General features: G+C 56.9%; 26 protein-coding genes. 7 read left to right on the forward strand and 19 right to left on the reverse strand.

Going from position 1 to position 21,766, the window contains the following annotated elements:
- The 9 genes from ACNY69_RS18100 to fkpA all read right to left on the reverse strand — a co-directional run.
- Positions 1-624 (reverse strand): GTP-binding protein (locus tag ACNY69_RS18100; protein ID WP_418799430.1); only part of this gene is annotated, 624 nt, incomplete at its 3' end.
- A 67-nt stretch (positions 625-691) separates the two neighbouring features.
- On the reverse strand, positions 692-2,806 hold the full coding sequence (gene fusA, locus ACNY69_RS18105; RefSeq protein ID WP_111139691.1) for an elongation factor G: 2,115 nt from the start codon (positions 2,804-2,806) through the stop codon (positions 692-694).
- 90 nt (positions 2,807-2,896) lie between these two features.
- Complete coding sequence (gene rpsG / locus ACNY69_RS18110) at positions 2,897-3,367, reverse strand: 30S ribosomal protein S7 (protein ID WP_009087603.1); 471 nt, start codon at positions 3,365-3,367, stop codon at positions 2,897-2,899.
- Between the two features lie 96 nt (positions 3,368-3,463).
- Positions 3,464-3,838 (reverse strand): 30S ribosomal protein S12, encoded by a 375-nt coding sequence (gene rpsL / locus ACNY69_RS18115; RefSeq protein ID WP_003852912.1) that lies wholly within the window; start codon positions 3,836-3,838, stop codon positions 3,464-3,466.
- 124 nt (positions 3,839-3,962) lie between these two features.
- Complete coding sequence (gene tusB, locus ACNY69_RS18120; RefSeq protein WP_111139692.1) at positions 3,963-4,250, reverse strand: sulfurtransferase complex subunit TusB; 288 nt, start codon at positions 4,248-4,250, stop codon at positions 3,963-3,965.
- 9 nt (positions 4,251-4,259) lie between these two features.
- On the reverse strand, positions 4,260-4,619 hold the full coding sequence (tusC, locus tag ACNY69_RS18125; protein ID WP_111139693.1) for a sulfurtransferase complex subunit TusC: 360 nt from the start codon (positions 4,617-4,619) through the stop codon (positions 4,260-4,262).
- Entirely contained in the window at positions 4,619-5,005 is a 387-nt protein-coding gene (gene tusD / locus ACNY69_RS18130; RefSeq protein WP_111139694.1) for a sulfurtransferase complex subunit TusD, read from the reverse strand. The genes tusC and tusD overlap by 1 nt, the downstream gene beginning before the upstream one ends.
- Positions 5,005-5,727, reverse strand: a complete 723-nt coding sequence (locus ACNY69_RS18135) for a helix-turn-helix transcriptional regulator (RefSeq protein WP_111139695.1) — start codon at positions 5,725-5,727, stop codon at positions 5,005-5,007. The genes tusD and ACNY69_RS18135 overlap by 1 nt, the downstream gene beginning before the upstream one ends.
- Positions 5,728-5,893: 166 nt before the next feature.
- Positions 5,894-6,742, reverse strand: a complete 849-nt coding sequence (gene fkpA, locus ACNY69_RS18140) for an FKBP-type peptidyl-prolyl cis-trans isomerase (RefSeq protein ID WP_111139696.1) — start codon at positions 6,740-6,742, stop codon at positions 5,894-5,896.
- Positions 6,743-7,011: 269 nt separating this feature from the next.
- Between fkpA and ACNY69_RS18145 the strand changes: the two genes are divergently transcribed.
- Positions 7,012-7,230: a SlyX family protein gene (locus tag ACNY69_RS18145; protein ID WP_111139697.1), complete on the forward strand. Its 219-nt coding sequence runs from the start codon at positions 7,012-7,014 to the stop codon at positions 7,228-7,230.
- Between the two features lie 93 nt (positions 7,231-7,323).
- On the opposite strand, the gene slyD is transcribed toward ACNY69_RS18145, so the two are convergent.
- The 4 genes from slyD to kefG form a co-directional block, all read right to left on the reverse strand.
- The gene (gene slyD / locus ACNY69_RS18150; protein WP_111139698.1) at positions 7,324-7,884 is read right to left on the reverse strand and encodes a peptidylprolyl isomerase; all 561 of its coding nucleotides are present in this window, start codon (positions 7,882-7,884) and stop codon (positions 7,324-7,326) included.
- A 197-nt stretch (positions 7,885-8,081) separates the two neighbouring features.
- Complete coding sequence (locus ACNY69_RS18155; RefSeq protein WP_010253033.1) at positions 8,082-8,276, reverse strand: YheV family putative zinc ribbon protein; 195 nt, start codon at positions 8,274-8,276, stop codon at positions 8,082-8,084.
- Positions 8,277-8,299: 23 nt separating this feature from the next.
- Positions 8,300-10,105 (reverse strand): glutathione-regulated potassium-efflux system protein KefB, encoded by a 1,806-nt coding sequence (kefB, locus tag ACNY69_RS18160; protein ID WP_111139699.1) that lies wholly within the window; start codon positions 10,103-10,105, stop codon positions 8,300-8,302.
- A complete protein-coding gene (gene kefG, locus ACNY69_RS18165) occupies positions 10,106-10,657 on the reverse strand; it encodes a glutathione-regulated potassium-efflux system ancillary protein KefG (RefSeq protein ID WP_111139700.1) in 552 nt (183 codons plus the stop codon). It abuts the gene before it with no gap.
- A 112-nt stretch (positions 10,658-10,769) separates the two neighbouring features.
- On the opposite strand from kefG, the gene ACNY69_RS18170 reads away from it, so the two are divergent.
- Positions 10,770-12,674 (forward strand): ABC transporter ATP-binding protein, encoded by a 1,905-nt coding sequence (locus ACNY69_RS18170; RefSeq protein WP_111139701.1) that lies wholly within the window; start codon positions 10,770-10,772, stop codon positions 12,672-12,674.
- A 42-nt stretch (positions 12,675-12,716) separates the two neighbouring features.
- Here ACNY69_RS18170 and tauD read toward each other — a convergent pair whose 3' ends face one another.
- Genes tauD through tauA form a run of 4 tightly spaced genes read right to left on the reverse strand, consistent with a single transcriptional unit; the run spans position 12,717 to position 16,131 of the window.
- Positions 12,717-13,556 carry a taurine dioxygenase gene (gene tauD, locus ACNY69_RS18175; RefSeq protein ID WP_111139702.1) on the reverse strand — a complete coding sequence of 280 codons (840 nt, stop codon included), beginning with the start codon at positions 13,554-13,556 and terminating at the stop codon, positions 12,717-12,719.
- Positions 13,553-14,380, reverse strand: coding sequence for a taurine ABC transporter permease TauC (gene tauC, locus ACNY69_RS18180; RefSeq protein ID WP_111139703.1), 828 nt, complete (start codon positions 14,378-14,380; stop codon positions 13,553-13,555). The genes tauD and tauC overlap by 4 nt, the downstream gene beginning before the upstream one ends.
- Entirely contained in the window at positions 14,377-15,144 is a 768-nt protein-coding gene (gene tauB / locus ACNY69_RS18185; protein ID WP_418799435.1) for a taurine ABC transporter ATP-binding subunit, read from the reverse strand. The genes tauC and tauB overlap by 4 nt, the downstream gene beginning before the upstream one ends.
- Before the next feature lie 9 nt (positions 15,145-15,153).
- Positions 15,154-16,131: a taurine ABC transporter substrate-binding protein gene (tauA, locus tag ACNY69_RS18190; RefSeq protein ID WP_367395876.1), complete on the reverse strand. Its 978-nt coding sequence runs from the start codon at positions 16,129-16,131 to the stop codon at positions 15,154-15,156.
- A gap of 235 nt (positions 16,132-16,366) precedes the next feature.
- On the opposite strand from tauA, the gene ACNY69_RS18195 reads away from it, so the two are divergent.
- Positions 16,367-17,347, forward strand: a complete 981-nt coding sequence (locus tag ACNY69_RS18195; RefSeq protein ID WP_111139706.1) for a LacI family DNA-binding transcriptional regulator — start codon at positions 16,367-16,369, stop codon at positions 17,345-17,347.
- Between the two features lies 1 nt (position 17,348).
- On the opposite strand, the gene ACNY69_RS18200 is transcribed toward ACNY69_RS18195, so the two are convergent.
- On the reverse strand, positions 17,349-17,951 hold the full coding sequence (locus tag ACNY69_RS18200; RefSeq protein WP_111139707.1) for a LysE family translocator: 603 nt from the start codon (positions 17,949-17,951) through the stop codon (positions 17,349-17,351).
- Positions 17,952-18,009: 58 nt separating this feature from the next.
- Here ACNY69_RS18200 and ACNY69_RS18205 point away from each other — a divergent pair, with 58 nt between their 5' ends.
- From ACNY69_RS18205 to ACNY69_RS18215, 3 genes are all read left to right on the forward strand, one after another.
- Positions 18,010-19,026 carry a hydrolase gene (locus tag ACNY69_RS18205; protein ID WP_418799438.1) on the forward strand — a complete coding sequence of 339 codons (1,017 nt, stop codon included), beginning with the start codon at positions 18,010-18,012 and terminating at the stop codon, positions 19,024-19,026.
- A 4-nt stretch (positions 19,027-19,030) separates the two neighbouring features.
- Positions 19,031-19,249 carry a YheU family protein gene (locus tag ACNY69_RS18210; RefSeq protein ID WP_111139709.1) on the forward strand — a complete coding sequence of 73 codons (219 nt, stop codon included), beginning with the start codon at positions 19,031-19,033 and terminating at the stop codon, positions 19,247-19,249.
- A 61-nt stretch (positions 19,250-19,310) separates the two neighbouring features.
- The gene (locus ACNY69_RS18215; RefSeq protein WP_111139710.1) at positions 19,311-20,180 is read left to right on the forward strand and encodes a phosphoribulokinase; all 870 of its coding nucleotides are present in this window, start codon (positions 19,311-19,313) and stop codon (positions 20,178-20,180) included.
- A 243-nt stretch (positions 20,181-20,423) separates the two neighbouring features.
- Here the strand turns inward: ACNY69_RS18215 and ACNY69_RS18220 are convergent, their stop codons facing one another.
- On the reverse strand, positions 20,424-20,828 hold the full coding sequence (locus ACNY69_RS18220) for an OsmC family protein (RefSeq protein ID WP_003852949.1): 405 nt from the start codon (positions 20,826-20,828) through the stop codon (positions 20,424-20,426).
- 304 nt (positions 20,829-21,132) lie between these two features.
- Here ACNY69_RS18220 and crp point away from each other — a divergent pair, with 304 nt between their 5' ends.
- Complete coding sequence (crp, locus tag ACNY69_RS18225) at positions 21,133-21,765, forward strand: cAMP-activated global transcriptional regulator CRP (protein WP_003852956.1); 633 nt, start codon at positions 21,133-21,135, stop codon at positions 21,763-21,765.
- Position 21,766 lies beyond the last annotated feature (1 nt).

Raw genomic sequence — 21,766 nt, forward strand, 5'->3', positions numbered from 1 at the left:
ATCGATTGCACGCTGTGGTTCCGGGATGTAGTTGTCCAGGTGTTCAGCCAGCTCGATGATTTTTGCTTCCCACTCAGCGTCGCCTTCCAGCGCTTTCAGCGCAGAACCACGAACGATTGGGGTGTCGTCGCCTGGGAAGTCATAAGCTGACAGCAGGTCACGCACTTCCATCTCAACCAGTTCCAGCAGCTCTTCATCATCAACCATGTCACACTTGTTCAGGAACACGATGATGTAAGGAACGCCAACCTGACGGCCCAGCAGGATGTGCTCACGGGTCTGTGGCATCGGGCCATCAGTCGCAGCAACAACCAGGATCGCGCCGTCCATCTGCGCAGCACCGGTGATCATGTTTTTCACATAGTCGGCGTGGCCTGGGCAGTCAACGTGTGCGTAGTGACGAGTCGGGGTTTCATACTCAACGTGTGAAGTGTTGATGGTGATACCACGAGCTTTCTCTTCTGGTGCGTTATCGATCTGATCGAATGCACGCGCCTGGCCGCCGTAAGTTTTAGACAGTACGGTGGTGATAGCTGCAGTCAGGGTGGTTTTACCGTGGTCAACGTGACCGATGGTGCCCACGTTTACGTGCAGTTTGTTACGCTGAAATTGCTCTTTCGCCATGGCGATAATTCCTTACGTTGTGCCTTCACCCTCGGGTGAAGGCATCAGTTCAAATTTAAACCGTAGCTTATTTGCTACGAGCTTCAATAACGGCCTGCGCTACGTTGTTCGGCGCATCGTCATACTTCAGGAACTCCATGGAGTAAGAAGCACGACCTTTGGTCAGAGAACGCAGCTGAGTTGCGTATCCGAACATTTCAGACAACGGAACTTCAGCGTGAATCTGAACGCCAGTAGCGTTAGATTCCTGCCCTTTAAGCATACCACGACGACGGCTAAGGTCACCGATGACATCACCTGTGTTCTCTTCCGGCGTTTCAACTTCAACCTTCATGATAGGCTCAAGCAGAACAGGTTGCGCTTGTTTAAAGCCCTGTTTGAAGGCGATAGACGCGGCCAGTTTAAACGCCAGTTCTGAGGAGTCGACATCATGGTAAGAACCAAAGTGCAGACGAATACCCAGATCCACAACCGGATAACCAGCCAGTGGGCCTGATTTCAGCTGCTCCTGGATACCTTTATCAACCGCAGGGATGTATTCACCAGGAATCACACCACCTTTGATGTCGTTGATAAATTCGTAACCTTTCGGGTTCGAACCTGGCTCCAGTGGGTACATGTCGATAACAACATGACCATACTGACCACGACCACCAGACTGCTTGGCGTGTTTACCTTCAACATCGGTAACTTTGGTGCGAATTGCTTCACGGTAAGCAACCTGTGGTTTACCCACGTTTGCTTCAACGTTGAACTCACGCTTCATGCGGTCAACGATGATGTCGAGGTGCAATTCACCCATACCGGCGATGATGGTCTGGTTAGATTCTTCATCAGTCCATACGCGGAATGATGGGTCTTCTTTCGCCAGACGGCCCAGAGCCAGACCCATTTTTTCCTGGTCAGCTTTGGTTTTTGGTTCCACGGCGATAGAGATTACCGGCTCCGGGAACTCCATGCGCTCAAGGATGATGACGTTGTCTGGGTCACACAGGGTATCACCAGTGGTCACATCTTTCAGGCCGATCGCAGCTGCGATATCGCCCGCACGGACTTCTTTGATTTCTTCACGCTTGTTAGCGTGCATCTGAACGATACGGCCCAGACGCTCACGGTTTGACTTAACCGGGTTAAACACGGTGTCACCGGTGTTAACCACACCAGAGTAAACGCGGAAGAAGGTCAGGTTACCTACAAACGGGTCAGTAGCGATTTTGAACGCCAGTGCAGCAAACGGCTCGTTGTCGTCAGAGTGACGAACAGCCGGCGTGTCTTTACCGTCGTCCAGCATACCGTTGATCGCGGTAACGTCAGTTGGTGCTGGCAGATATTCAACCACTGCATCCAGCATCGCCTGAACACCTTTGTTCTTAAATGCAGAACCACAGGTTACCAGGATGATTTCGTTGTTCAGAACACGCTTACGCAGAGATGTTTTGATCTCTTCTTCAGTCAGTTCTTCACCACCGAAGAATTTCTCCATCAGCTCATCAGAGCCTTCAGCAGCGGCTTCAACCAGCTTCGCACGCCATTCTTCAGCCAGTTCCTGCATATCAGCTGGAATATCTTCGTAGTCGAAGGTTACGCCCTGATCGGCGTCGTTCCAGTTGATTGCTTTCATTTTCACCAGGTCAACAACACCGGTGAATTTCTCTTCTGCGCCGATAGCCAGCTGCAGAGGAACTGGAGTTGCACCCAGACGAACTTCCATCTGGTTAACAACTTTCAGGAAGTTAGCACCCATGCGGTCCATTTTGTTAACGAACGCAATGCGTGGAACTTTATATTTGTTAGCCTGACGCCATACGGTCTCAGACTGTGGCTGAACGCCACCAACTGCACAGTAAACCATTACCGCGCCATCAAGCACACGCATAGAACGTTCTACTTCGATGGTGAAGTCAACGTGTCCTGGGGTGTCGATGATGTTGATGTGGTGTGGTTCAAACTGCTTAGCCATACCAGACCAGTAACAGGTGGTCGCAGCGGACGTGATGGTAATACCACGTTCCTGTTCCTGCTCCATCCAGTCCATGGTTGCTGCGCCGTCGTGTACTTCACCGATTTTGTGGTTTACACCGGTGTAGAACAGAACGCGTTCGGTAGTGGTAGTCTTACCGGCGTCGATGTGCGCACTGATACCGATGTTACGGTAGCGAGCAATGGGTGTTTTACGAGCCATTTGATTCCTCTGATTCTCGGACGTTCAAGGTAAGTCGACCCCAGCGGGTTGGCTATCTGAGCGCCCGCTGGTTTAACAACTACGTGGTTATTACCAACGGTAGTGAGCGAACGCCTTGTTGGCTTCTGCCATGCGGTGAACGTCTTCACGTTTCTTAACTGCAGTACCTTTGTTCTCTGCAGCATCAGAAAGTTCGTTCGCCAGGCGAAGAGCCATTGATTTATCACCGCGTTTACGAGCAGCATCTACGATCCAGCGCATTGCCAGGGCATTACGACGAACCGGACGGACTTCAACAGGAACCTGATAAGTAGAACCACCAACGCGACGTGACTTAACTTCGACAGTCGGACGCACGTTTTCCAGTGCTACTTCAAAAGCTTCCAGAGAGTTTTTACCTGAACGCTGAGCCAGGGTCTCAAGCGCGGTATAAACGATAGATTCTGCAGTAGATTTTTTACCATCTACCATCAGGATATTTACAAATTTGGCCAGCAGCTCTGATCCGAACTTAGGATCTGGCAGAATTTTACGCTGACCAATGACGCGACGACGTGGCATGGAAATACTCCGTTGTTAATTCAGGATTGTCCAAAACTCTATGAGTTTATTTTGACATTTAATTTAAAACGTTTGGCCTTACTTAACGGAGAACCATTAAGCCTTTGGCTTCTTCACGCCGTACTTGGAGCGAGCCTGCTTACGGTCTTTAACACCTGAGCAGTCCAGCGCGCCACGAACGGTGTGGTAACGCACACCTGGCAGGTCTTTTACACGACCGCCACGGATCAGGATCACGGAGTGTTCCTGCAGGTTGTGACCTTCACCACCGATGTAGGAGGTGACTTCGAAACCGTTGGTCAGACGCACACGGCAGACTTTACGCAGTGCGGAGTTTGGTTTCTTAGGAGTGGTGGTGTACACACGAGTACAAACGCCACGTTTTTGCGGGCAAGCTTCCAGCGCCGGCACGTTGCTCTTTGCAACTTTGCGGACGCGTGGTTTGCGAACCAGCTGGTTAACTGTTGCCATTAAATAGCTCCTGGATTTGCTTTTGCTTCGTAAACACGTAATAAATCGCCTCGTAGAATTACGAGGAGGCAGAATTTTAGGGCTGCGTCAAAGGGGTGTCAAGAAATAACCAGGTTTTAGCCGATCACCAGACCATTTGTTGCGGATGCCTGATCGTTAGCGTGACAAACCCATTATAGTCTACGGATTGCACGCTGGTCGAAATTTGTCCAGCGAGACCGCGCGCCTGGACGTCCTCCTCCAGCACCCACAGCGTTGCAGGGCTGGCGGCCAGCCGCTGCAGCGCGCGACTGCCCGCCACGGCTGCCAGTACCCCATCCTGCAGTAGCAGCAGGTCATCTCCGGCTTCTGTCATGGATATCAGCGTTTCAAGATCGCTGTGTGACGGAGAGTGCAGTAAAGTGTGCAGCATTCGCGCCTCTTAAAAAGTCAGGATACGGTCGTAACGGGCCAGAGTCTGGCGCAACGCAGGCGCATCCAGCAGCGTAACGTCCAGCAACCGTTCTGCCTCAGCATCCAGCCCCCGCGCCAGCAGCGATGTCCGGCAGAGATAGCACTGATCAATGTCATACAAAGCCAGTACGCCAAAGGTCGCCGCGTAGTGACGGCTCTTAATTGCCTCGGGTTGTTGATGCAGATTGAGCTGCAGTACGCCATCGCCGATAAAGAACAGGCCAATATCTTCACTGAGCGCGCCCGTTGCCAGTGCCGCGTCCAGCCCTTCGCGTCCGGCACTGCTGCCGTGCGGTGCCTGCGTAAAAACAAATGCGATGCGATTCATCAGAACTGCACCAGACGTTCGCAGCGCAGCGCCGCCTCGGCCAGCGCCCCCAGCCCGCTCAGGGTAAAGCCCGGCTGCAGGTTACTCCCCGCCAGCTGAAGCCGTGCCGACTCCTGCGCATCGCTTATGCCACGCCGCAGCGCGGCCGCCACACAGATATTCAGTGCCACGCCCTGCTCCTGATGTAATGTCTGCCACGCCCGGACCAGATCGAACTCATCGCTGGCTGGCGCAGTCAACTGATTCGCGTTCAGTACGCCTTCCCGGTAGAAGAACACGCTCTCCAGCTGATGGCCTGCCGCTAACAGCGCACGGGCAAAGAGCCACGCGCTGGTCGCCTGTTGCGTACCATAGGCCGGGCCGGTGACCAGCAGGGTGTAACGCATTACCGCTCCTGCCCCTGAAAGTCGCCATTTTTAAACTGGCGGATATAGAGATAGACCGTGTGCTTCGAGATGTTCAGGCGATCCGCCACCTGGTTTATCGCATCCTTGATGTCGAAGATCCCCTTCTCATAGAGATTCAGCACAATCTGACGGTTCTTGGCGTTGTTCGAGACATTGCGGTCCGCACTCACCTCTTCGATGGTGAACTCCAGCGTCTGCATCACCAGATCATCTACCGAGCTGGCGAAGTTAACGCTGGAATCGACCTGCTGCATCTCCGGTGGCATAAAGGTCGACATGATCTGCGAGAACGGCACATCAAGGTTCATGTTGATACAGAGCAGGCCAATCACCCGCTGCTGACGGTTACGGATAGCGATAGTGACCGACTTCATCAGCACACCGCTTTTGGCCCGGGTGAAATAGGCGCGCGACACATTACTGTCCGCCCCATGCATATCGTGCAGCATCCGCAGGGCTAAATCGGTAATCGGCGAACCGACTTTACGCCCCGTGTGCTCGCCATTGGCGATGCGCACAGCCGAACACTTAAGGTCTTCAAGCGAATGCAGGACAATCTCGCAATGGGAGCCAATCAGCATGGCAAGGCCATCCACGACAGCCTCGTACGATTTCAGAATATCGTAATCAGTTTGTTCGAACGGGCGCTGCTCAAGCAGATCGAAGTCGCTCAGTTCACCCGGATTGAATGGATTAGACATTGAAGAGTTTCACCCTGAATGGCTGGAGCCTGTCACAGCGGCTTATGGGCAGACTCAATATTGGGATAATTCGGCAGGCATTAGTCTGGCAAATGTCACCGGCTTATGCCAGAGGTTTGTCGTGAAGCGGAAATGAAACCGCCGCCCGGAGGCGGCGGCTGGCAGATTACTGCGCTTTCGGTGCAGCGGCAGCAGGCGCTGGCGCCTGTGCTTTTTCATCGGCCTTTGGTGCCGGTTTGATATCCAGCAGTTCGACATCGAACACCAGAGTGGAGTTAGCCGGGATGCCCGGAACGCCATTTTTACCGTAGGCCAGCTGTGGTGGGATCACCAGCTTGATCTTGCCGCCTTTCTTCACATGCTTCAGACCTTCAGTCCAGCCCGGGATCACGCCATCCAGACGGAACGAAAGTGGCTCGCCACGGGTGTAAGAGTTGTCGAACTCCGTACCGTCGATCAGCGTACCTTTATAGTTCACGACTACGGTGTCGCTGTCTTTAGGTGCGTCGCCGGTGCCCTCTTTCTCGACTTTATAGAGCAGGCCGGTTTCAGATTTCTTCACGCCGCTCTCTTTAGCAAATTTGGTTGCGTAAGCTGCGCCCTTATCGGCGTTCTCTTTCGCATCTTTTTCCATTTTCGCTGAGGCTGCGCCTTTCACGCGACCTTCGAAGGATTGCAGGGTCTGCTCGATCTCTTCATCAGAGAGTTTGCTCTTGCCACCGAATGCATCCTGAACACCTGCGATCAGCTGCTGCTTGTCCAGCTTAATGCCCAGTTTTTCCTGCTCCTTCAGGGAGTTGTCCATGTAGCGACCCAGTGAAGCACCCAGTGCGTAAGCAGACTGCTGGTCTTCATCTTTGAAGGCTGCATTTTTCGGTGCCTGCGGCGCAGACTGGGGTGCCGCGGCTGGTGCAGCCTGTGGCGCCGCAGCCGTCTCTGCCGCCATTGCCAGCGGAGCATTCAGCGCAACAGCCATTGTGGTAGCTAACAATGTGACTTTAAACAGTGATTTCATCCTTTCTCCAAAACCGAAGCGTCTAACCTCGGGAAACATTGCGGACCTGGGAGTCCACACTATAACTTTACGTGGCAGTGTCGAACACTCCCACAATGTAATTACCCGGTCTACCTCCGACCTTTATAACATCGGGAAGTTTCATCAGAGATGATGGCGCGCCCCGTTTTTTCAAGCGCAACGCCGGAGATCGTGAAAAAAACAGGTGATTCCTGGCAGTCAGGTCGTAGAATCACGCCCCGAGTCGCACCTTAACAGAGGAACAGGTCATGCAACAATCTGAGTGGGAACAGCGTCTGGAGACGTTAGAGAGCAAACTGGCCTTTCAGGAGATGACGATTGATCAGCTGAACAATGCGGTCGTCGAGCACGAACTGCAGATGAGCAAGCTGCGGGAGCAGATGCGGATTTTAACCGACAAGCTCAAGGCGAATGCGCCCTCTATGGTCGCCTCGCAATCGGAAGAGACACCCCCGCCGCACTATTAAGCGCAGCCTGTCTGGCGTTTCTCAGATGCGCCGGACCCGATGAGCGCCAAAAGAAAGGCCACCCGGAGGTGGCCTTGAACGGTCTGTTGAGACTTAGTGGCTGCAGCCACAGCCGCCTGTGCCACAACCGCCTTTGCCGTGATCGTGGTCGTGATCATGGCCGTGATCGTGGTCATGATGATGGCCATCAGCACCGTGAACATGGCCATGAGCCAGTTCTTCCGGGGTGGCTTCACGGATAGCAACCACTTCAACGTTGAAGTTCAGGTTCTGACCCGCCAGCATGTGGTTACCATCAACCACAACGTGATCATCTTCCACTTCGGTAATTTCTACCGGTACCGGACCCTGATCGGTTTCTGCCAGGAAGCGCATGCCGACCTGCAGTTCGTCAACGCCCATGAACACGTCTTTAGGAACGCGCTGCACCAGGTTGTCGTCATACTGACCGTAGGCATCGTTTGCCGGGATATGCACGTCAAACTTGTCGCCGGCAATGTGGTTTTCCAGCGCATTTTCCAGACCAGAAATCAGGGAACCATGACCGTGCAGGTAGTCCAACGGTGCACTCACCGGTGACTCGTCAACTAACACGCCGTCTTCTGTACGTACCTGATAGGCCAGGCTTACCACCAGGTCTTTTGCTACTTTCATGATATCTCCTAACCGTTGAGAGCTGAGATCCCGTCTCATTGGTCTATTCTTGCGTGCAATAACACCAACCAGAAAGGTTCGGGGCTGAGTACAAGAGGGGTTTCACTTTCTCTTGCGACTCCAGCCTTAATGGCGTCAATTGTAACGGAATTCAATGCCGCTGTAAGTTTAAGCGTAAAAAAAGCTGGTCGTTTACGCTATTCCGGGTGGAAAATGCCGATCACCTGCTCATTCGTGCGAACCTGATCGCGGGCCTGTTTATCGGCCTCACGCATCTGGTGACCACATTTCACGCACTCCACCACATCGACATTATTTTCACGCCACATCGCCAGCGTGTCCTTCTCCTGGCAGTGCGGGCATGTCGCACCTGCAATAAAACGTTTACGCATCAGCTTCTGCCTGTTTAAAGAGATTATTGATCATCGTCCCAGCCGTCGATCTGCCGCTTCTCGCGCTGCATTTCGCGCTGGAAGATATCTTCCAGTTCACGCCGCGCTTCACGGACGCGTGAAGCCTGGGCGCTTTCAGCCGGATTGGGCATCAGCTCGCGCAGCATCCGCATGTCCAGCCGGCGGAAATGCTGCTGGGCGCGGTGCGCCTGATGCGGATGCATCCCCAGCGACATCAATGTCTTGCGCCCCAGCTCCAGCGCACTGGAGAAGGTTTCGCGCGAGAACTGTGTGACGCCCGCCTGTAACAGCTCATGCGCTTCCACACGACCACGGGCGCGCGCCTGAATCTGCAACTGCGGAAAGTGCTGCTGGCAGAGATGCACGATGGTCATCACATCTTCCGGCTCGCTACAGGTAATCACTATCGACTGGGCGCTGGCCGCACCGGCGGCCCGCAGCAGCTCCAGCTCGGTCGCGTCGCCGTAATAGACCTTATAGCCATATTTCCGCATCAGATTGACCGCACTGATGTCGCGCTCCAGCACGGTGATGCGTTTGTTGTTCGCCATCAGCAGACGACCCACCACCTGCCCGAAGCGGCCAAAGCCCACCACAATCACCTGCGGCTGATCGTCCTCAACGAAGTGCTTTTCCGCCTCGTCGTCCGGCTCATTGAAGCGTCGCGCCAGCAGACGGTCGATGCCCTGCATCAGCAGCGGCGTGGTCATCATCGACAGCGTGACGGTGACCAGCAGCATTGGCAACTGATCGCCAGCGAACAGTTTTGCCGACGACGCGGCGGAAAAGAGCACAAAGGCGAACTCACCGCCCTGACTCAGCACCCCTGCAAACTGCTGCCGCTCGGAGCTGCGCAGACCATAAATGCGGGCCAGCAGATAGAGCACCACCGTTTTCACCGCCACCAGCGTGATCACGCCCAGCAGGATGGTCACAATATGGGTATAGAGCACCCCGAGGTTAAGCGCCATGCCTACCGAGATAAAGAACAGCCCCAGCAGTAACCCCTTAAACGGCTCGATCGCGACTTCCAGCTCGTGACGATATTCGCTCTCCGCCAGCAGGATACCGGCGATAAAGGTGCCCAGCGCCATCGACAGCCCCAGCGCATCCATAAAAAGCGCCGAGCCAAGAACCAGCAGCAGTGACGCCGCCGTAAAGACCTCGCGCACGCCCGATGCGGCGATATAGCGGAAGATGGGCCGCAGCAGATAGCGTCCGCCCACCAGCATCCCGGCGAACGCCACGACCTTCATGCCGACTTTCATCCAGTCGATATGGCCGCTGTCGGTGCCCGCCAGCAGCGGGATCAGCGCCAGCGCAGGGATGACCGCGATATCCTGAAACAGCAGAACCGAAAAGCCCAGCTGCCCCGCTTCGCTGCGGTTCATCCCCTTGTCCATCATCAGCTGCAGCGCCATCGCGGTCGAAGACATCGCCAGCCCGATGCCGCCGATGATCGCCGCCTGCCAGCTAAAGTCCGTCAGCCACAACAACCCGCCGAGGATCGCGGCGGAGAAGATAACCTGCGCCGCGCCGACCCCAAAAATGGAGCGGCGCAGCGCCCACAGCTTTGCCGGGTTCAGCTCCAGCCCGATGATAAACATCAGGAAGACCACGCCCAGCTCCGAGAAATGAAGAATCTCTTCGACGTCACTGATAAAGCCCAATCCCCACGGGCCGATAGCGATACCCGCAACCAGATAGCCCAGCACGGCACCAATCCCGAGACGAGCGGCCACCGGAACCAGCAAGACCGCCGCGACCAGATAGATCACCCCGGCGGTCAGCAGCGTTTGTCCTTCCATCTATACTCCTCCGTTCGGCAGCGGTGCTGCCAGCCAGTCGCCATAGGCGCGGGCGTAGTTTTTCATTAATTCCGGCCCCTGACGACGCGCCCAGTAGACGATCATCGGCGGCATCCAGTGCATCCGGCACATCTGCGCGGTCAGCTCAAAAGGACGCATAATGTCATTGAGCGAGTAGCGGTTCAGCCCCTGCTGTTTAAAGGCACTTTCCGGTTCGCCAGTGGTGACGACGCTGCGCCAGTACTTTCCTTCCAGCGCATTGCCATCCACGCCGTTGGCGAAGCCGCGCGACAATACGCGATCCAGCCACTCTTTCAGCAGGGCCGGACAGCTATAGGTATAGAGCGGATGTTGAAAAATGATGACATCGTGCTCACGCAGCAGCTGCTGTTCGTGATGAATATCGATAAAAAAATCCGGATAGGTCGCGTACAGATCGTGCACGGTGACATGTTCCAGCGCCTGAGCCGGCTGCAGCAGAATCCGGTTAGCCACCGAATCCTGTAATTCCGGATGAGCAAAAAGCAGTAATACCCTGGGTGGCTGCGACATCCTTTCCCTCCAAAGCGTCGTCATTGAGGCGGATTTCCGCTACCATGCACGACGCAGCAAAATCTCATTATGTTGCCAGTAAATTAACATATTCTGACGATACGGCGCTTACATGATTGTCTTCTCTGCCTTACAAATTCGCCGCGGCATCCGCGTCCTGCTCGACAACGCTACCGCCACCATCAATCCGGGTCAGAAGGTCGGGCTGGTGGGAAAAAACGGCTGTGGTAAATCCACGCTGCTGTCGCTGTTAAAAGGTGAAATCACCAGCGATGCCGGCACCGTTACGCTTCCGGCACACTGGGCGCTGGCCTGGGTGAATCAGGAAACCCCGGCGCTCGACAAAGCCGCGCTGGAGTATGTCATCGACGGTGACCGCGTCTATCGCCAGCTGGAGGCGGAACTGGCGGACGCCAATCTGCGTGACGATGGCAACGCCATCGCGCTGCTGCATGGCAAGCTGGATGCGGTGCAGGCGTGGAGTATCCATGCGCGCGCCGCAAGCCTGCTGCACGGTCTGGGCTTCAGCCAGGAGCAGCTGCAACGCCCGGTCAGCGACTTCTCCGGTGGCTGGCGCATGCGACTGAACCTGGCGCAGGCACTGATTTGCCGCTCCGATCTGCTGCTGCTGGATGAACCGACCAACCACCTGGATCTCGATGCCGTGATCTGGCTGGAGCGCTGGCTGAAGAGTTATGAAGGCACGCTGATCCTGATCTCGCACGATCGCGACTTTCTCGATCCGGTCGTCGACAAAATCATTCATATCGAACAGGCGTCGATGTTCGAATATACCGGCAACTACAGCTCCTTTGAGCGGCAGCGCGTCGCCAAACTGGCGCAGCAGCAGTCGCTGTATGAGAGCCAGCAGCAGAAAGTGGCGCACCTGCACAGCTACATCGATCGCTTCCGCGCCCAGGCGACCAAGGCGAAGCAGGCGCAGAGCCGCATCAAGATGCTGGAGCGTATGGAGATGATCGCGCCCGCCCATGTCGATAACCCGTTCAGCTTCACCTTCCGCAAGCCGGAAAACCTGCCCAATCCGCTGCTGAAGATGGAGAAGGTCACCGCGGGTTATGGCGATCGCATCATTCTGGACGCCATCAAACTTAACCTGGTGCCGGGTTCACGGATCGGCCTGCTGGGGCGCAACGGTGCCGGTAAATCGACGCTGATCAAGCTGCTGGCGGGCGAGCTGGAGGCGATGGAGGGCAGGATCGGGCTGTCGAAAGGGATCAAGCTCGGCTACTTCGCCCAGCATCAGCTGGAATATCTGCGGGCCGATGAATCGCCGCTTCAGCATCTGGCGCGCATTGCGCCCAACGTGCTGGAGCAGCAGCTGCGCGACTATCTGGGCGGTTTCGATTTCCGTGGCGACAAGGTGACTGAAAACACGGAGCGTTTCTCCGGCGGCGAAAAAGCGCGGCTGGTGCTGGCGCTGATTGTCTGGCAGCGCCCTAACCTGCTGCTGCTCGATGAACCGACCAACCATCTCGATCTCGATATGCGTCAGGCGCTGACCGAGGCGCTGATCGACTTTGAAGGTGCGCTGGTGGTGGTCTCGCACGACCGTCATCTGCTGCGCGCCACCACCGACGACCTCTATCTGGTACACGATGGCAAAGTCGATGTGTTTGCCGGCGATCTCGAAGATTATCAGCAGTGGCTGAGCGACCTGCAAAAGCAGCAGGCGCAGCAGGAGGCCGCGCCGAAAGCGGATAATGGCAACAGCGCCCAGGCACGCAAAGATCAGAAACGCCGCGATGCCGAACTGCGCACCCAGACGCAGCCGCTGCGTAAAGAGATCGAGAAGCTGGAAAAGCAGATGAGCAAGTGGCAGAGCCAGCTCGCCGAGGCGGAAGCGCAGCTCTCCGACAGTGCGATTTATGAGCCGGGGCGTAAAGCCGATCTGACCACGGCGCTGCAGCGTCAGGCGGAGAGTAAATCGGCGCTGGAAGAGGTGGAGATGGCGTGGCTCGACGCGCAGGAACAGCTCGAACAGATGATGAGTGCCTGACACGCAGGCGTTCTCCCTGCCCGCAGGGAGAACGCGGCGCGTTTAGCGCGGTCTGTCACCCAGCACCGTCGCCCGCTGCATGACCCGCCGGGCAGGATAGTAGTCAGCATTGGCATAATGCTGTGTCACCCGGTTATCCCAGATAGCCAGATCGTCCGGCTGCCAGCGCCAGCGCACCTGAAACTCCGGTTTGGTGGCGTGGGCAAACAGAAAGCTCAGCACCGCATCGCTCTCCTTCTCGCTAAGATCCACAATCCGCGTGGTAAAGCCCTCATTCACAAACAGCGCTTTCCTGCCGCTGACCGGGTGGGTACGGATCACCGGATGCTGCACCGGCGGATGCTTCGCCACCGCCTGCTGCCAGCGCCGATGCTCCTCTTCCGTTTTGCGGTATTTAAACTCCTGGAAGGACTTTTTGAAATCATGTTCGGCGTGGAGATTGGCCAGCAGCTGCTTAAAGGGTTCAGAGAGTGCCTCGTAAGCCGCAATCCCGCTGGTCCAGAGCGTGTCGCCGCCCGCTTCCGGCAGCACCTTTGAGGCCAGCAGAGCGATGGCCGGAGGCGTGTCGATAAAGGTGACATCGGTGTGCCAGTTGTCGTTATCCGGCGGATTATCCTGGTGGGTATCCAGCACGATAATCTCCTCGACGCCCTCCGCATGAGGGTAGACCGGATGGATGTGCAGATCGCCAAAGCGGATCGCCAGCGCCCGATGCTGTTCCGGCGTTATTTTCTGGTCGCGCAGAAACAGCACCTGATGACGCAGCAGGCCGTGATAGAGCTGCTCAAACTGCGCATCGCTCAGCGGGCGGGAGAGATCCAGGTTTGACACCTGCGCGCCAATCCAGGGACCAAGCGGGGTAAAACTGAGACGTTCATTCATGACTGTTCTCCACTCCAGGGCGTCAGGCGACGCTGCAACGCGCGCAGCCCGAGTTCTAAACTAAAAGCGATCAGGGCGATCACTGCGATCCCCGCCAGCACCACATCCGTGGCGAGAAACTCTCCTGCTGACTGCACCATAAATCCCAGGCCCCGCGTGGCGGCAATCAGCTCCGCCGCTACCAGGGTGGACCAGCCTACTCCCAGGCCAATACGCAGGCCGGTCAGGATCTCCGGCAGCGCACCGGGCAGAATCACCCAGCGCAGCAGCTGCCAGCGATTCGCCCCCAGTGAACGGGCCGCCCGCAGTCGTACCTGCTGCGTGTTACGCACCCCCGCCAGGGTCGAGAGCGTGACCGGCGCGAAGATGGCCAGATAGATCAGCAGGATCTTCGAGGTTTCCCCGATGCCGAACCAGATCACCATCAGCGGCAGATAGGCGAGCGGTGGAATCGGCCGATAGAGTTCGATCAGCGGATCGAGCAGCCCGCGGGCAACCGGGCTGAGCCCCATCAGGATCCCCACCGGAATACCCATCGCCGCCGCAGCCGTCAGCGCAATCAGCATCCGCGTCAGGCTGGCGGCCAGATGCTGCCACAGCGTGGCATCCATAAAGCCCTGCGCGCTGGCGATCACCAGCAGCTTGCTGAACACCTGCTGCGGCGACGGCAGAAAGAGCGGCGCGATCAGGCCCAGCGCGGTTACACCCCACCAGATCAGTAGCAGCAGTGAAAGACTCAGCAGGCTTAGCGTAAAGGGGATCGAAAAGGGCCAGCGCAGGCGGCGACGGACCGGCAGCGACTTGTCGTGCGTGAAGGCGCTCATGCAAACGCCTCCCGCTGGTCGAATACCCGGCTCAGCACATATTCACGCTGAGCGATAAAGTCCGGATCGGATTTAATGCTGCGGCACGACTCGCCCGCGGCAAAGCGCTGACCGAAGCCGGGGCGCAGCCGCTCAACGATGCGGCCCGGCCCCGGCGACAGCAGGATCAGTTCACTGGCGAGGAAGATCGCCTCTTCTATATCGTGCGTAATCAGCAGGATCTGTTTGCCGCTGTCGCGCCACAGCGTCAGCAGCAGGGTCTGCATCTGCTCACGGGTAAAGGCATCCAGCGCGCCGAAGGGTTCATCCAATAGCAGCAGTTGCGGATCGGTGGCCAGCGCACGCGCGATACCGACCCGCTGCCGCTGACCGCCGGAGAGCTGCCAGATGGCGCGCTTTTCTGCACCCTCCAGGCCGACCTGCCTGATAAGCCTCCGTGCGATAGTCTCGCGTGCCTCGCGTGCCATCCCCGCCAGCTGCAGGCCAAAGGCCACGTTCTCCAGCACGTTACGCCACGGCAGCAGACCTTCGTGCTGAAACACCATGCCGCGCTCCGCGCCAGGGCCGGTCACCGGCTGGTTATCCAGCGTGATGCTGCCCGACTCCACCGGCAGAAATCCGGCAACCAGATTGAGCAGGGTCGTTTTGCCGCAGCCGGAGGGGCCGAGCACCACCAGCAGTTCATGGCTCTCCAGCTGCAGGTTGATATCCTGCAATACCGGCTGTCCGGCATAACGAGCATTGAGGTGAGCGATGCGCAGCATGGTGCCTCCTTAAGGTTTCACGAGTGGTGCGACAAAGCGCGAGGTCACGTAGCTGCTGTAGTCGTTGTCCGCCTGCGGCACTCTGCCCTGCGCTTTCAGAAAGTGCGCGGTATCGACGATCGCTTGATTAACTGGTTTGCCCAGCTGCTCAACCTGCTGCTGCGCCGTGAGATAGGTGTTGCCTTTAACCAGGCCCGGCACCTGCGCTTCCGGCACACCGCTCAGACGGGAGAGCTTACTGAGGTTCTCCGGCTGCTTCAGCCAGCTGTCGGGGCTGTTAAGATAGGCCTGCTGAGCCTCGATCGCGCTGCGGGCGAAGGCGGTAACGATCTCAGGATGTTGCTCCGCAAAATCTTTGCGCACCACCCAGACATCCAGCGTTGGCGATCCCCAGCGGCCCACGTCTGCCGAGTCGGTTAACACCCGGCCCTCTTTTTCCAGCTCGTTCACCGCCGGTGCCCAGACGTAGGCGCCATCGATATCGCCCCGCTGCCAGGCCGCGATAATGGCGGGCGGCTGCAGGTTCACCAGCTGGACCTGCGACGGTTTAATGCCCCAGTGTTTCAGGGCCGCCAGCAGGCTGTAATGGGTGGTGGAGATAAAGGGTACAGCGATACGCTTGCCGATGAGATCCTGGGGGTTCGTGATGCTCTTCTTCACCACCAGCGCTTCAGAGTTCCCCAGCTGAGAGGCGAGTAAAAAGGCTTCGATCGGCAGCTTCTGCGCCGCTGCGACCGCCAGCGGGCTGGAGCCGATATTGCCGATCTGCACGTCGCCGGAGGCCAGCGCGCGGAGCACGCCCGCGCCGCTGTCGAATTTGCGCCAGTCAACGCTGGCCCCGCTCGCTTTAGCAAAAGTGTTGTCGGCCTGCGCCACCTTTGCCGGTTCCGCTGAGGTCTGCCAGGCGACGGTGACGTTGACCGCCTCTGCCCTGAAAGCCAGCAGCGCCAGCGCCGCCGCTAAAAATGTTAAACGTGTTGCTGCCATGATCGCGTCCCCCTGTTTTTATCGTGGGGGCAGTGTCTCCGGGCGCTATAATTTCATAAAGGAATTAAAAATTATCCCCTATAGAAATAAGTTCTTAGATCACTATCTGCAAACGTAAGTCGGAAATCGCAATTGCTGAAAAAGGCTAAAGTAAGCAAAAATGTCAGGCGCTCACATTGTCCCTGTGTTATTGATATGCATTCCCAATTACTGCCTGTTAAGGTCTCTGTATCTGATGTCGATCGAGAAAGTCGCTCAGCTGGCTGGCGTCTCTAAAGCCACGGTATCGCGGGTTCTCAACGCGAATCCCGGCGTAAAGCCTCATACGCGTGAAAAAGTTCTGGCGGCCATCTCTGCCTGCGACTATCAGCCTAACCTGCTGGCGCGTCAGCTGCGCACGGCGCAGAGCCACATGCTGCTGGTGCTGATCTCGGATATCACCAACCCCTTCTGTTCGCGCGTGGTTCAGGGCATTGAGGCCGAAGCCGAACTGCATGGCTACCATATCCTGCTCTGCAACTCCGCCTCGCAGCTTCAGCGCGAAGCCGCCTATCTGAGTCTGCTGACCGGCAAAGTGGTGGATGGCGTGATCACGATGGATGCGGCGTCCGGCTTACAGGATCTGCAGGCGCTGATTGCGGGTGCGCCCTGGGTGCAGTGCTGTGAATTCGATCCGGCGATCCCCGCCTCTTCCGTCAGTATCGACCACCTTGAGGCGGCGCGTGACACCGTCCACTACCTCGCGGGCAAAGGGCGACAGCGCATCGGGCTGGTGAATGGCGACATGCGCTACCTCTATTCGCATCATCGGGAAAAGGGTTACCGGCAGGCGATAGAGGAGCTGGGCCATGCGTGGTCTGCCGTCGCCTATACCTATGAAATTACGCCCGAAGCGGGGAGTCAGGCGCTGCGCGAACTGATGGCGCTGCCGCAGCCGCCCGATGCGGTGTTTGCCGTGTCCGATGTGCTGGCAGTAGGCGTGGTTCACGCGGCGCTGGAGGCGGGCCTGCGCGTGCCGGAGGATCTGGCGGTCGTCGGATTCGATGGCGTGCCCTTTACCCGCAGCCTTAACCCGCCGCTGACCACCATCGAGCAGCCGATGAACGAACTGGGCGCACGCAGCGTGCAGTTGCTGCTGCAGAAGATCCGTCAGCCTAACGCGCCAGTGATCCATGAGGTATTGCCCTGGACGCGCGTTGAACGCGCATCCAGCTGACTCAGTGCCAGATTAACAGGACGCAGGCGGCAGTCAGCAGCCCCATCGCCAGATTAAAGATTTTCCAGGCGCGACGGCTGCGCAGGATGCGGCCAATCATCGCGCCAAATCCCATCCAGATGACGCCCGAGACCAGGTTAACCAGAAACATGCCGACGCTAATCGCCATTACAGAGTGACGATAGGCGTCACCGGCCAGGCTGAAGCTGGCGACCGCGCCCAGCGCCATCAGCCAGGCCTTGGGATTGATCAGCTGCAGCAGCCCGCCCTGCCAGAACGGCATAGGCGCATCCGGTGCCTGGTCAGTCTCCAGCTTCTCGTAGCTGGCGGTGGCGATTTTCCACGCCAGCCAGAGCAGATAGAGGCTGCCAGCAATTTTCAGCACCAGATGCAGCGAAGGATAGAGCAGGATCAGCCCCCCTACGCCAAAGGCCACCATCAGCAGCATCACCTGCATCCCGATCATGATGCCAATCATCAATGGAAAGGTGCGCACGAAGCCAAAATTAGCACCCGAGGCGGTGAGTAACATATTATTGGGGCCGGGCGTAATCGCCGCGACCCAGAGAAAGCCCAACATTGAGAAGAAAAGACTCAGTTCCATGACAATCGGGTACTCCCTGCCCCGGTAAGAAAAAACCTCTCGAAGCTAACAGTGTGATATGGAACAGACAAGCTTTTACCACATGAAATTTACCGGACCGGAAAACGAGCAGTTCACGCCGCCTGCCGGGCTGCGTAACGCGCATCTGCAGACGATGCTGCCGCGTCTGTTACGCCGGCGCAGCACGCTGGTTCCCCACTGGCAGCGTCTCGATCTGCCGGATGGCGACTTTGTCGATCTCGCCTGGAGTGAAGATCCGCACTCTGCGCAGCATAAGCCACGCGTGGTGCTGTTTCACGGGCTGGAGGGAAGTTTTCACAGCCCCTATATTCACGGCCTGATGATGATCTGCCGCGCGCGCGGCTGGCTGGCGGTGGTGATGCATTTTCGCGGCTGCAGCGGCGAACCTAACCGGCTGAACCGCATTTATCACTCTGGTGAAACCGACGACGCCCGCTTTTTCCTGCGCTGGCTGCACACCCGCTGGGGCCGCGTGCCTACCGCCGCCGTGGGGTTTTCGCTGGGCGGCAACATGCTGGGCTGCCTGCTGGGTCAGGAGGGCGCCGCCGCAGAGGTCGACGCTGGCGTGATTGTTTCAGCGCCGCTGCTGCTGGAGCCCTGCAGCGTAAAACTGGAACGCGGTTTTTCGCGCTTCTATCAATACTATCTGCTGGCACAGCTCAAGAAGAATGCCCGCCGTAAGCTGCACGCCTGGCCGGATACGCTGCCGGTGAATCTGGCAGAGCTCAAGGGGCTGCGGCGACTGCGCGACTTCGATGATGCGATTACGGCGCGCGCCCACGGTTTTATGGATGCGGCAGATTACTATCATCGGGCCAGCGCCATGCCCTGGCTGAAGCAGATAGAAAAACCGCTGCTGATCCTGCACGCCCGGGACGATCCCTTTATGAGTGATGAGGTGATCCCGCAGAGCAGTCAATTATCTGCCACTATTACGTATCAACTGACATCACACGGCGGCCACGTAGGGTTTGTCGGCGGCACATTACGCCAGCCTGAAATGTGGCTGGAACAGCGCATCCCTCAGTGGATCGCCCCTTTTCTGGATAACTGATCTCGTGATTATTCCCTGGCAACAGGTCTCGCCTGAGACCCTTGAAAACCTGATTGAAACCTTTGTGCTGCGCGAAGGCACAGACTACGGCGAGCAGGAGCGCAGCCTGCTGGACAAAGTGGCGGACGTGCGACGTCAGCTGGAAAGCGGTGAAGTGGTGCTGGTATGGTCAGAACTGCATGAGTCGGTCAATATTATGCCGCGCAACGCCTTTCGTGGCTGATGCACCCGCCGCCATTTCATGCTAACAATGCCTGTTACCCGATCTCACAGGGAGCTTCTCTATGTCTGCACGTCATCCTATTATCGCGGTGACCGGTTCCAGTGGTGCAGGAACCACCACCACCAGCCTGGCGTTTCGCAAAATCTTTCAGCAGCTTGATCTTCATGCGGCGGAGCTGGAGGGTGACAGCTTTCACCGCTTTACCCGTCCTGAGATGGATATGGCGATTCGTAAAGCGCGCGATTTAGGACGCCACGTCAGCTACTTCGGCCCCGAAGCCAATGACTTTGGCCTGCTGGAGCAGAGCTTTAAAGAGTATGGCTATAGCGGACAGGGGCAGTCGCGCAAATATCTGCACACTTACGATGAGGCGGTGCCGTGGAATCAGGTGCCAGGCACCTTTACGCCGTGGCAGCCGCTGCCGCAGAACACCGATATTCTCTTCTATGAGGGGCTGCATGGCGGTGTGGTAACGGCGCAGCACAATGTGGCGGAGCAGGTTGATCTGCTGGTTGGCGTGGTCCCGATTGTAAACCTGGAGTGGATCCAGAAGCTGGTGCGCGACACCGGCGAGCGCGGCCACTCCCGTGAAGCGGTGATGGACTCGGTGGTCCGGTCGATGGAGGATTACATCAACTTCATCACGCCCCAGTTCTCCCGCACCCATATCAACTTTCAGCGTGTCCCGACCGTAGATACCTCCAACCCGTTCGCTGCCCGTGCCATCCCATCGCTGGATGAGAGTTTTGTGGTGATTCATTTCCAGGCGCTGGAGGATATCGACTTCCCCTATCTGCTGGCGATGCTGCAGGGCTCCTTTATCTCGCACATCAATACCCTGGTGGTGCCGGGCGGCAAAATGGGTCTGGCGATGGAGTTAATTATGGGCCCGCTGGTGAAGCGGCTGATGCAAGGCAAACGGATAGAGTAAGGGACGGCATGCGCAGGCTTCAGGAAGGTCGCTACAGGCAAAACCCGGACACAAAGGATCTGACAGCAGCCCATAAGCTCAACACGCAGGGAACCGGATCAGAAGAGGAAAGCGTCCCCCGCCAGGGACAGCGCGGGACGAGCGGTCAGGGACTGGCTCAGGCGACCTTCTGATCTGACCCGGTTCTCTGTGCAGGCACGGTCTTACAACAGCGTGCCGGCAACGTTAAAAATCCTGCGGCTATTACAGTTCAATCACTTCGTAGCTGTGGGTAATCGTTACGCCTTTACCCAGCATGATGGCGACCGAGCAATATTTTTCCGCCGAAAGATCGACGGCGCGTGAGACCGCTTTATCCTGGAGTGCTTTGCCACTGACGATAAAATGCAGGTTGATGTGCGTAAAGATTCGCGGCGCCTCTTCACGACGTTCTGAGGTCAGTTTTACTTCACAATCAGCCACATCGTTGCGGCCTTTTTGCAGAATTGATACCACGTCGATTGCGCTGCATCCGCCCGCCGCCATCAGCACCATCTCCATTGGGCTGGGCGCTTTATCCCCTGAATTGCCATCCATCAGGATCTGATGGCCCGATGAGGATTCTCCGAGGAATGTCAGCCCTTCTACCCATTTCACTCTTGCCTGCATGATTTTTGCTCCGGAATATGCTGTTTTGTCGTCAGAGTACGCTTTCCCCTGGTAAACAGCAATCCGGAGAAATCCGCCCGTAGCTGAAGCGAGACAACAGAAGACAGTCGGCTTAAGCTGTGCTACAAACAGTGCTGAAAATATTTTTCGTCACCCGATGACGAAGCCGGGAAGAATGATGCGCACTGCGCCTGATGCGGCCCGAATAATTTCCTGAAATGGAAAACGCTTGAAGCTTTCACCGCCTGACAGGGAAAACTGCCCCCTGTGTTTTGGGCACGATTACAACAGAGGATAATAGCGAATGGTTCTCGGCAAACCGCAAACAGACCCTACACTCGAATGGTTCCTGTCCCATTGCCATATTCACAAGTATCCATCCAAAAGTACGCTGATTCATCAAGGTGAAAAAGCCGAAACGCTTTACTACATCGTGAAAGGTTCCGTTGCGGTTCTGATTAAAGATGAAGAAGGCAAGGAGATGATTCTTTCCTACCTGAATCAGGGTGATTTTATTGGTGAGCTTGGCCTGTTTGAAGAAGGCCAGGAGCGCAGCGCCTGGGTACGTGCGAAAAGCGCATGTGAAGTGGCAGAGATTTCTTATAAGAAGTTCCGTCAGCTGATCCAGGTTAACCCTGATATCCTGATGCGACTCTCGTCGCAGATGGCGCGTCGCCTGCAGGTCACGTCTGAAAAAGTGGGTAATCTCGCTTTCCTTGACGTGACCGGGCGCATTGCACAGACCCTGCTTAACCTGGCGAAACAGCCAGATGCCATGACGCATCCCGACGGCATGCAAATTAAAATCACTCGTCAGGAAATTGGCCAGATTGTTGGTTGTTCACGCGAAACCGTGGGCCGTATTCTGAAGATGCTGGAAGATCAGAACCTGATCTCCGCACACGGCAAAACCATCGTCGTTTACGGCACCCGCTGAT

Source organism: Pantoea graminicola, from assembly GCF_048452665.1.
Classification (GTDB): Bacteria; Pseudomonadota; Gammaproteobacteria; order Enterobacterales; family Enterobacteriaceae; genus Pantoea.

Excerpts from the sequence above, each read along its gene's own strand:
- tusC (WP_111139693.1), bottom strand. The coding sequence starts at position 4,619 with ATGAATCGCATCGCATTTGTTTTTACGCAGGCACCGCACGGCAGCAGT.
- kefG (WP_111139700.1), bottom strand. The coding sequence starts at position 10,657 with ATGTCGCAGCCACCCAGGGTATTACTGCTTTTTGCTCATCCGGAATTA.
- tauD (WP_111139702.1), bottom strand. The coding sequence starts at position 13,556 with ATGAATGAACGTCTCAGTTTTACCCCGCTTGGTCCCTGGATTGGCGCG.
- ACNY69_RS18220 (WP_003852949.1), bottom strand. The coding sequence starts at position 20,828 with ATGCAGGCAAGAGTGAAATGGGTAGAAGGGCTGACATTCCTCGGAGAA.
- tusB (WP_111139692.1), bottom strand. The coding sequence starts at position 4,250 with ATGCTGCACACTTTACTGCACTCTCCGTCACACAGCGATCTTGAAACG.
- tauA (WP_367395876.1), bottom strand. The coding sequence starts at position 16,131 with ATGGCAGCAACACGTTTAACATTTTTAGCGGCGGCGCTGGCGCTGCTG.
- tusD (WP_111139694.1), bottom strand. The coding sequence starts at position 5,005 with ATGCGTTACACCCTGCTGGTCACCGGCCCGGCCTATGGTACGCAACAG.
- ACNY69_RS18195 (WP_111139706.1), top strand. The coding sequence starts at position 16,367 with ATGTCGATCGAGAAAGTCGCTCAGCTGGCTGGCGTCTCTAAAGCCACG.
- ACNY69_RS18215 (WP_111139710.1), top strand. The coding sequence starts at position 19,311 with ATGTCTGCACGTCATCCTATTATCGCGGTGACCGGTTCCAGTGGTGCA.
- fusA (WP_111139691.1), bottom strand. The coding sequence starts at position 2,806 with ATGGCTCGTAAAACACCCATTGCTCGCTACCGTAACATCGGTATCAGT.
- kefB (WP_111139699.1), bottom strand. The coding sequence starts at position 10,105 with ATGGAAGGACAAACGCTGCTGACCGCCGGGGTGATCTATCTGGTCGCG.
- ACNY69_RS18135 (WP_111139695.1), bottom strand. The coding sequence starts at position 5,727 with ATGTCTAATCCATTCAATCCGGGTGAACTGAGCGACTTCGATCTGCTT.
- tauB (WP_418799435.1), bottom strand. The coding sequence starts at position 15,144 with ATGCTGCGCATCGCTCACCTCAATGCTCGTTATGCCGGACAGCCGGTA.
- rpsG (WP_009087603.1), bottom strand. The coding sequence starts at position 3,367 with ATGCCACGTCGTCGCGTCATTGGTCAGCGTAAAATTCTGCCAGATCCT.
- fkpA (WP_111139696.1), bottom strand. The coding sequence starts at position 6,742 with ATGAAATCACTGTTTAAAGTCACATTGTTAGCTACCACAATGGCTGTT.
- tauC (WP_111139703.1), bottom strand. The coding sequence starts at position 14,380 with ATGAGCGCCTTCACGCACGACAAGTCGCTGCCGGTCCGTCGCCGCCTG.
- crp (WP_003852956.1), top strand. The coding sequence starts at position 21,133 with ATGGTTCTCGGCAAACCGCAAACAGACCCTACACTCGAATGGTTCCTG.
- ACNY69_RS18200 (WP_111139707.1), bottom strand. The coding sequence starts at position 17,951 with ATGGAACTGAGTCTTTTCTTCTCAATGTTGGGCTTTCTCTGGGTCGCG.
- ACNY69_RS18205 (WP_418799438.1), top strand. The coding sequence starts at position 18,010 with ATGGAACAGACAAGCTTTTACCACATGAAATTTACCGGACCGGAAAAC.
- ACNY69_RS18170 (WP_111139701.1), top strand. The coding sequence starts at position 10,770 with ATGATTGTCTTCTCTGCCTTACAAATTCGCCGCGGCATCCGCGTCCTG.
- ACNY69_RS18145 (WP_111139697.1), top strand. The coding sequence starts at position 7,012 with ATGCAACAATCTGAGTGGGAACAGCGTCTGGAGACGTTAGAGAGCAAA.
- ACNY69_RS18155 (WP_010253033.1), bottom strand. The coding sequence starts at position 8,276 with ATGCGTAAACGTTTTATTGCAGGTGCGACATGCCCGCACTGCCAGGAG.
- slyD (WP_111139698.1), bottom strand. The coding sequence starts at position 7,884 with ATGAAAGTAGCAAAAGACCTGGTGGTAAGCCTGGCCTATCAGGTACGT.
- rpsL (WP_003852912.1), bottom strand. The coding sequence starts at position 3,838 with ATGGCAACAGTTAACCAGCTGGTTCGCAAACCACGCGTCCGCAAAGTT.